At 41.5% G+C, this 10,055-nt stretch carries 12 protein-coding genes and 1 pseudogene; 4 read left to right on the top strand and 9 right to left on the bottom strand.

Going from position 1 to position 10,055, the window contains the following annotated elements; genetic code table 11:
* The first annotated feature begins 202 nt into the window (after nucleotides 1-202).
* The 4 genes and pseudogenes from HT688_RS06385 to HT688_RS06400 all read left to right on the top strand — a co-directional run bounded on the left by HT688_RS06385 (nucleotide 203) and on the right by HT688_RS06400 (nucleotide 3,843).
* Nucleotides 203-1,396 (top strand): O-antigen ligase family protein, encoded by a 1,194-nt coding sequence (locus HT688_RS06385; RefSeq protein WP_007284833.1) that lies wholly within the window; start codon nucleotides 203-205, stop codon nucleotides 1,394-1,396.
* 221 nt (nucleotides 1,397-1,617) lie between these two features.
* Nucleotides 1,618-2,038, top strand: a pseudogene (locus HT688_RS06390) (transposase); the annotation flags it as partial.
* Between the two features lie 234 nt (nucleotides 2,039-2,272).
* Nucleotides 2,273-3,064 (top strand): DUF2785 domain-containing protein, encoded by a 792-nt coding sequence (locus HT688_RS06395; protein ID WP_000284389.1) that lies wholly within the window; start codon nucleotides 2,273-2,275, stop codon nucleotides 3,062-3,064.
* Between the two features lie 110 nt (nucleotides 3,065-3,174).
* The gene (locus tag HT688_RS06400) at nucleotides 3,175-3,843 is read left to right on the top strand and encodes an MIP/aquaporin family protein (RefSeq protein ID WP_050208831.1); all 669 of its coding nucleotides are present in this window, start codon (nucleotides 3,175-3,177) and stop codon (nucleotides 3,841-3,843) included.
* Between the two features lie 172 nt (nucleotides 3,844-4,015).
* Here HT688_RS06400 and queF read toward each other — a convergent pair whose 3' ends face one another.
* The 9 genes from queF to sstT all read right to left on the bottom strand — a co-directional run bounded on the left by queF (nucleotide 4,016) and on the right by sstT (nucleotide 9,930).
* Complete coding sequence (queF, locus tag HT688_RS06405) at nucleotides 4,016-4,507, bottom strand: preQ(1) synthase (RefSeq protein ID WP_023938863.1); 492 nt, start codon at nucleotides 4,505-4,507, stop codon at nucleotides 4,016-4,018.
* 18 nt (nucleotides 4,508-4,525) lie between these two features.
* Nucleotides 4,526-5,242: a 7-carboxy-7-deazaguanine synthase QueE gene (queE, locus tag HT688_RS06410; protein ID WP_050223397.1), complete on the bottom strand. Its 717-nt coding sequence runs from the start codon at nucleotides 5,240-5,242 to the stop codon at nucleotides 4,526-4,528.
* Nucleotides 5,235-5,678: a 6-carboxytetrahydropterin synthase QueD gene (queD, locus tag HT688_RS06415; RefSeq protein ID WP_000464575.1), complete on the bottom strand. Its 444-nt coding sequence runs from the start codon at nucleotides 5,676-5,678 to the stop codon at nucleotides 5,235-5,237. The genes queE and queD overlap by 8 nt, the downstream gene beginning before the upstream one ends.
* Entirely contained in the window at nucleotides 5,678-6,331 is a 654-nt protein-coding gene (gene queC / locus HT688_RS06420) for a 7-cyano-7-deazaguanine synthase QueC (protein ID WP_000828776.1), read from the bottom strand. The genes queD and queC overlap by 1 nt, the downstream gene beginning before the upstream one ends.
* Before the next feature lie 201 nt (nucleotides 6,332-6,532).
* Complete coding sequence (gene trxA, locus HT688_RS06425) at nucleotides 6,533-6,847, bottom strand: thioredoxin (RefSeq protein WP_001029581.1); 315 nt, start codon at nucleotides 6,845-6,847, stop codon at nucleotides 6,533-6,535.
* Between the two features lie 15 nt (nucleotides 6,848-6,862).
* Nucleotides 6,863-7,084, bottom strand: a complete 222-nt coding sequence (locus HT688_RS06430; RefSeq protein WP_000570252.1) for a DUF4649 family protein — start codon at nucleotides 7,082-7,084, stop codon at nucleotides 6,863-6,865.
* 97 nt (nucleotides 7,085-7,181) lie between these two features.
* Entirely contained in the window at nucleotides 7,182-7,562 is a 381-nt protein-coding gene (locus HT688_RS06435; protein WP_000221629.1) for a MarR family transcriptional regulator, read from the bottom strand.
* A gap of 126 nt (nucleotides 7,563-7,688) precedes the next feature.
* Entirely contained in the window at nucleotides 7,689-8,657 is a 969-nt protein-coding gene (locus HT688_RS06440) for an aromatic acid exporter family protein (protein WP_050222175.1), read from the bottom strand.
* A 67-nt stretch (nucleotides 8,658-8,724) separates the two neighbouring features.
* A complete protein-coding gene (sstT, locus tag HT688_RS06445) occupies nucleotides 8,725-9,930 on the bottom strand; it encodes a serine/threonine transporter SstT (protein ID WP_172923659.1) in 1,206 nt (401 codons plus the stop codon).
* Nucleotides 9,931-10,055 lie beyond the last annotated feature (125 nt).

Consider the following 10,055-nt stretch of genomic DNA (forward strand, 5'->3'; position numbering starts at 1 on the left):
GGCTAGCTATAAGCTAGTTGAACCATCTAATTTTTAGGAGGGCTGGGTGGCTAACTTCATTATAGAACTTTCAATTATCACATTCGAATTACATTTTATTTTGGAAAACGTTTCCTTTGTTTTCAAATTGTTAAAAAAGTGGTATAATATAGGATAGCTTACTATTATCTGAATCAGCTGATTTGGAGAGAAAGGATTCATTTTGAAATCAATAGGCTTTATTGAAAAGCTGATAGGGTTGTCTAGTAAAGAGCTGATTTTATTGGGAATTATCCTGAGTATCTTTTTGCCCTTTTATCTTTTTGTAGTTGTATTCTGTTTATATATTATCAGTTTGATTTTTACAGGAGACATGAAAAGTATTCTTCAGAAAATGGGGGAGCATCCGATGCTGCTTCTTTTTCTTGGCTATAGTACTGTTATATCCATTCTTGCACAAAATTGGATGGGTCTTGTGGCTTCAGTAGGAATGTTTTTGTTTGCTATTTTATTTTTACAATATCAGTCGATTTTATCACATAAATTCTTTCGATTAATTTTGCAGCTCGTCTTGTTTGGTAGCGTCTTGTCAGCTGCTTTTGCGAGTTTAGAACATTTCCAAATTGTGAAGAAATTCAACTATGCTTTTCTTTCACCCAATATGCAGGTGTGGCATCAGAATCGTGCAGAAGTGACCTTCTTTAATCCTAATTATTATGGAATTATTTGTTGTTTCTGTATCATGATTGCTTTCTATCTATTTACAACGACCAAGTTGAATTGGTTGAAAGTATTCTGTGTGATTGCAGGCTTTGTTAATCTCTTTGGATTGAACTTTACGCAAAATCGAACTGCTTTTCCTGCTATTATCGCTGGAGCAATCATCTATCTCTTTACGACTATTAAAAACTGGAAGGCCTTTTGGCTTAGTATTGGGGTATTTGCGATTGGCTTGAGCTTCCTCTTTTCCAGTGATTTGGGAGTTCGGATGGGGACTTTAGATTCTTCTATGGAAGAACGAATTTCTATTTGGGATGCTGGGATGGCCTTGTTTAAGCAAAATCCTTTTTGGGGTGAAGGGCCATTGACCTATATGCACTCTTATCCTCGGATACATGCTCCTTATCATGAACATGCCCACAGTCTTTATATTGATACGATTCTGAGTTACGGAATTGTGGGTACCATTTTATTAGTTTTGTCTTCTGTTGCTCCTGTTCGCTTGATGATGGATATGAGTCAGGAGTCGGGGAAACGTCCGATTATCGGTCTTTATCTGTCTTTCCTTACAGTGGTTGCTGTGCATGGAATCTTTGACTTGGCCCTCTTCTGGATTCAGTCAGGTTTCATTTTCTTGCTAGTTATGTGCAGTGTTCCATTGGAGCATCGAACCTTGGTATCGGACATGACGGATTAAGTTTTATAAGATTGAAATCTTCTACCTTGGGTAGGAGATTTTTTATGCGATGGGCATGTTGTGTATCTGAGGTGTAAGTCCTCTGTAGAGATTCACTACCGGTGAATATAGTGAAATGAGATAAGAACAGGATGAATCAATCAGGACAGTCAAATAGATTTCTAACAATGTTTTAGAAGTAGAGGTGTACTATTCTAGTTTCAATCTATTATACAATAGCGCTCCCTCGTCCTTATGCAGGGGCTCCTAGAGGGGAGAAAGTCTATGAAAAGATTAGCGGACGTCGTTTTGAGCGAACTTCAATTGTTGCAGGACAAGTAGACGGAGAGTTTATAGCTCCCATGATTTACAAGAACAGCAGGACAAGCGATTTCTTTGGGGAGTGGTTCAAAACGCAACTCCTGCCTGCTTTGAAGACACCTCATGTTATTATCATGGACAATGCTAGTTTTGATCCCAAGAACATTTTGGATGAACTCTGCATCCAAGATAAACACTTTTTCTTACCTCTACCGCCTTATTCACCAGATTTGAATCCTATTGAGCAAGCTTGGGCTATCTTGAAAAAAGAAAGTAACAGATTTATTAAGGGAAGTCCCAACTATTTTTGAATGTTTGGAACGCTTTTTTAAAACTAAATGACTATATAACTAGTTTTTCGCAATTTTTGAGACAGAAATGTGATTTTTGTGATAAAGTTCTATCATTACAAGTTCATTTGTGGTAATATGGAATAAATCATTTATGTATCCTTTCAGAAATGTGCTGTTTCTCTGAATATAAATGTCTTTTTCTCTTTAACTTAATTTTACAAATTGCTAAAGTCATTTAAGGACAGATTTTTGAACAGTTGCTAGAAATGTAGAGGTATTGACCATGTATCAAAAGTTACTTAGAAAAATAGCAGAAGAAAAACCAAGTTATAACCAGGAAGAAATCCAGTGGCTACTTGATCATTTGGGAGATCCTTCTCCAGAAATTCGTGATGACCTTGTTTTTACAAGCTTTGCTAGAGGGATTCAGGAAGAGCTATTTACACAGGAACAATTTCATTTCATTGCTGAAGGGATTTCATCTGATGGAGGGTTAGATAAAGATATTGATAAGGTAGGCCTGTCAACCCTTGAACGTTCTTTTAGGGCGCTTATTTATGCAAATCTCTTGTCTGCAGATGCCAACCAGCAATCGATTTTTTATCAGGAATTAAATGCAGGAATTCGTAATGTCCTTTTAAATCAAGGTTTGTATTATCTTTCAAAAGAAAAGGATACAACGGGTTTTTCAAGTCAGTATGGTTGGGTTCATGCTTTTGCACATGGAGCCGATTTACTGACAGAGGTGGTTTGTCATCCCAACTTTCCTAAAAACAGAGTTCATGAAGTATTTGATATACTTGGCCAACTATTTAAAAGAGTTTCGATTCGCTTTACAGATGATGAGGATTGGCGTTTAGCAAGAGTGATCTATGAACCTATTTTACAAGGGAAGTTAGCGCAAGAGCAAGTAGCTTCTTGGATAAAAGCTGTTGACTTTCCGATAGAAGAAAGAGAAGATTTTTATAAATTTTCCAACTTCAGATCCTGTCTGTTGGAAGTCTATGTCCAACTTGACCAGAGAAATAGTTTACAAGATGACTTGAAAGAAGCTATTCAATCTTTTCAATATTAGGTATTGCTAGTAGTTCTATGATTTTCAAGAAAATTTCCAATCAATTTTCTTGAAACCCTTTCCTACTTTTGATAGACTAGTATCTAGTTTTTGAAAAAAGGAGAAAGAAAATGAAAAAATTTGTTGCTGAGTTAATCGGTACGTTCATGCTTGTATTCGTCGGGACAGGAGCTGTTGTTTTTGGAAATGGTCTTGATGGCCTAGGTCACCTTGGAATCGCCTTTGCCTTTGGTTTGGCAATCGTGGTGGCAGCCTACTCAATCGGAACTGTTTCAGGTGCTCACTTGAACCCGGCTGTTTCGATTGCTATGTTTGTAAACAAACGTTTGTCATCTTCAGAACTTGTAAACTACATACTTGGTCAGGTTGTTGGAGCTTTCATCGCTTCTGGCGCAGTCTTCTTCCTCTTGGCTAACTCGGGTATGTCAACTGCTAGCCTTGGTGAAAATGCCTTGGCAAACGGTGTCACTATCTTTGGTGGTTTCTTGTTTGAAGTCATCGCAACTTTCTTGTTTGTCTTGGTTATCATGACTGTGACATCAGCAAGCAAGGGCAATGGCGCGATTGCTGGTTTGGTAATCGGTTTGTCATTGATGGCGATGATTCTTGTGGGCTTGAACATTACTGGGCTTTCAGTAAATCCAGCTCGTAGCTTGGCACCAGCTGTCTTGGTAGGTGGCGCAGCCCTTCAACAAGTTTGGATTTTCATCCTTGCACCAATCGTTGGTGGGGTTCTTGCAGCCCTCGTTGCAAAAAACTTCCTTGGAACAGAAGAATAATTGAAAAACAAAAAGCCTTGCTCCTCATCTAGAGGAACAGGGCTTTTTCGTATGATACTCTTCGAAAATCTCTTCAAACCACGTCAGCTTCCATCTGCAACCTCAAAGCAGTGATTTGAGCAACTTGCGGCTAGCTTCCTAGTTTGATTTTTGATTTTCATTGAGTATGAGTTTAGCGGTTGTCAATTTTCTCTGGATAAAGGTCGTGTTGGAAGAGGCGTTGTTCTGCCAAGCCTTCATACTTAGTTCCTGGCTTACCGTAATTGTAGTAGGGGTCAATTGAGATGCCACCGCGTGGAGTGAATTTTCCCCAAACCTCCAAATAGCGAGGGTCTAGCAAGTTGACCAAGTCTTTCCCGATGGTGTTGATACAGTTTTCGTGGAAATCTCCGTGGTTTCGGTAGCTAAAGAGGTAGAGTTTGAGGGATTTTGACTCAACACAGAGCTTGTCAGGAATGTAGGAAATATAGATAGTTGCAAAGTCTGGCTGAGCAGTGATTGGGCAAAGTGAGGTAAATTCAGGACAGTTAAATTTGATGAAATAGTCATTTTCCACATGACGATTGTCAAAGGATTCGAGGATTTCTGGTTGATATTCGAAAATGTAGTTGGTTTCTTTGTTGCCCAGTAGGCTTAGGTTTTTCATTTCTTCTTGTTGTGACATGATTTTTTCTTTCTAATCTTAAACTCCACGTTGGTTATCGTAGAGGAGGGTATGCAGTTGAGGAAGGACGCGGACATTGCCCCAGCTATCATCAGCGGCGATGCGTTCCCAAAGTTCTTTGAGTCGGTCTAGTTGGTCTTGGACAATATTGCCTGTGGCCTTGGGCTCAGGATTTCCTGCTGATAAGAAGAGAACATCTGGTTGGTAGCGCTCTTGTATGCCTCGGGCAAAGGCCAAATCTGCATCATCAAAGACAGGGATTTTAAAGGTGACCTTGTCTGGATCCAGTTGGGAAACGATAAAGTCCAAGGTCTCAAAGTTGACTTCCATCTTGGATGAAGGAGGTTTGGGACTGAGGGTGACCTGGTCGATGTCTTTTAACCAATTTTGCCAGCGGGAGCCTTGGGTCTCAACAGCCAGAGTGACACCACGTTCCTTGAGTTTGGTGACGAGTTCAGCCATGTTGGCTGCTAGGATAGCAGGATTTCCCCCAGATAGGGTTACATAGTCATAGCTCCCCAATTTATCCAAGGCAGCAATGACCTCGTCAGCTGTCATACGAGTTGGCTTTTCAGAGCCATCCCAAGTAAAGGCAGAATCGCACCAGTCGCAGTGATAGTCGCAACCAGCAGTGCGGACAAACATGGTTTTCTGCCCGATTGCACGGCCTTCGCCTTGAAAGGTTGGGCCGAAAATTTCCAGAACTGGTAGTTTGAGGACACGTTCCTTAGTCATCTAACCACTCCCGTCTAAACTCTGCAAAGGCAGTCGGAGTTTCATAGAGGCGAACATATTCCAAACGGAGACCGCGCTCGTCTGGCAACTCTTGGCTCATGGTTTGGAAAATCCAGTAGACCATATTTTCAGCAGTCGTGTTCATATAGGGAAGAGTCTCATTGAGATAGCGATGATCCAAGTGGGGCTCTAAGTAGTTCTTGTAGATCGCTTTGATGTCTCCGAAATCGTAGGTCATGCCACGTTCATCTAAAAATCCACTGACGGCAATCTGCAGATGATAGGTGTGACCATGAAGGGATTTGCATTTTCCCTCATAGTGAAAGAGGTGGTGGGCAGCATCAAAGGTAAATTCTTTTGATACCAAGGTTCTGTGAGGATTGTAGACAAGAGACTCTCCAGTTTCCTGTTTGATTTCTTTGGGTGCAAAAAACATTAGGCTTCTCCTTTCTGTGAGAGATAAACATCTAACCCATGTTGACGTAGGTGGCAGGCGGGGCAATCTTCACAGCCGCTCCCGATAATTCCGTTGTAGCAGGTTAAGGTCTTTTCACGAACATAGTCAAAGGCACCGAGTTGGTCGGCTAGCTCCCAAGTTTCAGCCTTGTCTAGCCACATAAGAGGTGTTTGGATAACGAAGTCGTAATCCATGGCAAGGTTGAGGGTAACATTAAGGGATTTGACAAAGACATCTCGACAATCGGGGTAGCCTGAGAAGTCTGTCTCGCAGACACCTGTCACGATATCTTTAATGCCTCGTTGCTTGGCAAGGACTGCCGCAAAGGATAGAAAGAGGTGGTTTCGACCGTCAACGAAGGTATTGGGAACTTCTCCCTCTTTTTGCTCAATCTCCATATCAGAGGTCAGCGCATTTTCAGTGATTTGCCCCAGCAGAGACATATCTAGGATGTGATGACGAATGCCCTGTTCCGTAGCGATTTCTCTGGCAACTTGAATTTCGAGATGGTGGCGTTGGCCATAGGCAAAGGTAACGGCTTCGACCGTTTCATAGTGTTCTTTAGCCCAGAAAAGGCAGGTTGTGGAATCTTGACCGCCACTAAAGACGACCAAGGCTGATTGACGTTTCATAGTACTCCTTCCAAAATGGGAAATGTTCAGAGCACGCAAAAAGCTCCCTTGAGGGAGCTAAAAAATACCAAGTCAAGGTTTTTTTTAGCGATGGCATGTCCCAAACATCGTAATATTCTACTTACAGTCTAGCATATTTTTTGAAAAATGGCAAAGGGCAAGAAAAAAGAGACCAAAGAAAGTACTTGGTCTCTCGTTTGATTAGCTCAATTCAGCAACGATGGCCTTGATTTGTTCTGCTGTGTGAACACCAGCAACTTGTTTGACAACTTGGCCGTCTTTTTTGAAGAGAAGAGTTGGAATAGACATGATTCCAAAAGCACGAGCTGTGTTTGGATTTTCATCAACGTCCATTTTAACGATTTTCAAGACATCTTCTGAAAGTTCTTCAGACAATTTGTCCAAGATTGGACCTTGCATACGACATGGACCACACCAAGTTGCCCAGAAGTCTACTAAGACCAAACCGTCTTTTGTTTCTTGTTCGAATGTTGCATCTGTAATTGCTTTTGCCATTGTATTTCTCCTTTTTTAGTTATATTGGCTTAAATCTTGTTTCTTGAGATAGAAGAAGATATCTCCATAAGTCCCATGGTAGTCCAAATCATGATCCTTATAAGTCAATTTTTGGACAGGGTAGTAGTCTGCGACGCCGATAATGCAAGCTTGTTGCGAACGATCAAAATCTTCATAGGATTCGAAAGTCACAGTTCTTTCGTTCTTACTGGCGTCTAGATAAGTAATTTCGATCATATAAAACTCCTTTGTTTAATCTTGACTTTATTTTACTCCTTGTAAAAGAGAATGTCAATAAAAATGATTGCGCACGCAACTTTTTTCTAAAATCATCTTAAATCAAGAAATCCAAACCTGCTTCCAAGCTTTCTTCGACAGCCTTTTGTAGCGAGGCCAGTGTCTTTTGCCCATCATTTGTCAGGCAGATAAAACTAGAGCGTCTATCTTGATGGCAGCACATGCGACTGAGTAGACCGCAATTTTTAGCTTCCAAGCGAGCCACCATCCTAGAAACTGCGCTCGGGCTCAGATGAAGCTTATCTGGCAGGTCAATCTGGCGTAGAGATTTTTCTTGGGCCAAGTCCAGATAGTAGAGCAGGTAGAACTCTTTCAAGGTCAGACTTTGCTCGCTCTGTTGGGCAATGGTCTCTTCCAGGAGACTTTCAATTTCTTTCTGACGCCGATTGAAGTCAAACCATTTTTCCAAATAGGTCATAGTGTCTCCTTTCTTTTTAGAGTCATAAATAGAAGAAAGTCCATTAACTGGCAGTCTCTGCGTCACAAGATGATTGCGCATGCAATAATTATACTACTTTTCAAGAATGCTGGCAAGTTCTGTTTTTTAGTGGTTTTCTTTTTTACTGTCCATATTTTTGTAAAAATCAACTTTTACTTGGATGAAGGTTTTGGCTTCACGTAGGAGTTGAAGAAGGGTAGCGCGGGTTTCAAATTCTTCTCTTGTCTTGGGCAGACTGCGGTTGCGGAAGACTTCCAGATAGCGTTCGATTTCATCTAGCAAATCAGAAGCAGGATTGGTCTGGCTCAGTTGACCTGCAATTTTTGAAAAGAGTTGAGCCAAAATCAGGCTCTCACTGGCAGCTAGGTGACAGGTGTTGATTTGCTGGGCCATGTTTCGCAGGATACGACTTTGTAGCTGTCTCATCTCAAAGTAGTGAATATGGTAATCAGTCTGGTGAAAGAGGTGGTCTGAGTGATCCAAATAGACCAGTCTGAGGACTTCTTCCAAAAGGGTGTCCAATTCTTCCACCAGCTGTGCTCGGTTGCGTCCATCCCCTCTGGATAAATAATATTTGAAACGCTGGAGGATATCTTTTAACTTTTCTTCCACCAGCGTGTGGTAGTGCTGGATTTCCTCTTCTCGTGAAGGCATGTAGAGATTGACCAGTAAGGCAAATCCTGTACCGATAGCAAAGAGAAGGAATTCATTGACTAGAAGGTCTGGAGAGGTTGATTTTTGCACCAAGAGATGGCTAACCAACACGCTACTTGGTGTGATGCCAATTTCCCAGCCCATCTTATAGGCCAGGGGAACATAGAGGGCTAGATAGAGGCCGAGGCTCCAGATATGAAATCCGCTCAGGTGAAAAGCTAGAACACCGATAGCCAGAGCTAGGAGCATGGAAAAGAGTCGATTGCGAGCCAGTTTTAAAGTACTTCTACGCGTATCAGATAGGCTCAAGAGAGCGATAATTCCAGCCGAAATTGCTGAGGAAAGATTGAGAAAATAAGCAAGAAAACAGGCAAGACAGGTAGCTAAGATGAGCTTGGTCGTACGTTGGCTAATAGACATAAGAGTTTCCTAATAAGTTAGAATAAAAGCGTAAAAGACAAGACCTGAGCAGGCTTGTCTTTATGAGTTATTTTTTACGGGCTGCTGCGTATTCGGCAACGGTAGTAAAGAGGACGTCTGTAGAAGAGTTAAGGGCTGTTTCACATGAGTCTTGGATGACCCCAATCACAAATCCAACCCCAACAACTTGCATGGCAATATCGTTAGAAATACCGAAAAGGCTACAAGCAACTGGGATAAGAAGGAGGGAACCTCCCGCAATACCAGAAGCACCGCAGGCTGAGATAGCTGCTACCACACTGAGGACAAAGGCTGTGGCAAAGTCAACAGGGATTCCAAGAGTGTTTACCGCAGCAAGGGTCAAAACGTTAATGGTAATCGCTGCTCCAGCCATGTTGATAGTAGAGCCAAGTGGGATAGAAACAGAATAGGTATCTGGGTTGAGTCCAAGGTCATGGCAGAGTTTCATGTTGACAGGAATGTTAGCCGCAGAACTACGAGTGAAGAAGGCTGTCACACCGCTGACACGGAGGCAGTTCCAAACTAGAGGGTAAGGGTTGCGTCTCATAAAGAAGAAGGCAATCAAAGGGTTGACCACAAGGGCAACAAAAAGCATAGTCGTTACTAATAGAACCAATAAAATACCGTAGTTGGCAAGGCTTCCGATTCCCTTGTCAGAAATGGTTTTAAAAACAAGACCAAGGATTCCAAATGGAGCCAGATTGATAATCCATTCGACAATTTTAGAAGTCACGTCAGCGATAGTTTTTAGTAATTCTTTACTATTTTTGCTGGCCTCTCTCATAGCAATTCCAAAAATGACTGCCCAAGATAAGATTCCAATATAGTTAGCAGTAAGCAGGGCGTTGACTGGATTGTCAACCAGTTTGAGCAAGAGGTTGCTGAGGACCTGTCCAATCCCATCTGGTGGAGCAATATCGGTATTAGCACTATTTAGGGTGATTTCAATAGGGACGATGAAACTTGCTAGTACAGCTACAAGAGCAGCGGCAAAAGTTCCTAGGATATACAAGAAAACAACAGTTTTCATATTGCTATCTTGTCCCTTTTGATGTTGGGAAAGGGCATTAGCAACGAGAGCAAAGACTAGGATAGGAGCAACAGCTTTTAGACCTCCAACGAATAAATCCCCGAGTAGCCCAATTCCTGAGAGATTAGGAAGGGTCAGTCCTAGAATTCCCCCACAAAGCATACCAATCAAGATACGCTTGACAAGGCTTGCCTTGTTCCAAGCATGAATGATTCTTTTCATAATAATCTCCTTTCTGTGTAGTGATTATGATTATAGTATAAACGATAGACAAAATCAAGAATTTTCTGTCTATTTTTTGAATATTTATGGATAATGAGACTGATGAAAATATGGTATAATCCCGA

The organism is Streptococcus sp. 1559 (assembly GCF_013276735.1).
GTDB lineage: Bacteria > Bacillota > Bacilli > Lactobacillales > Streptococcaceae > Streptococcus > Streptococcus pseudopneumoniae.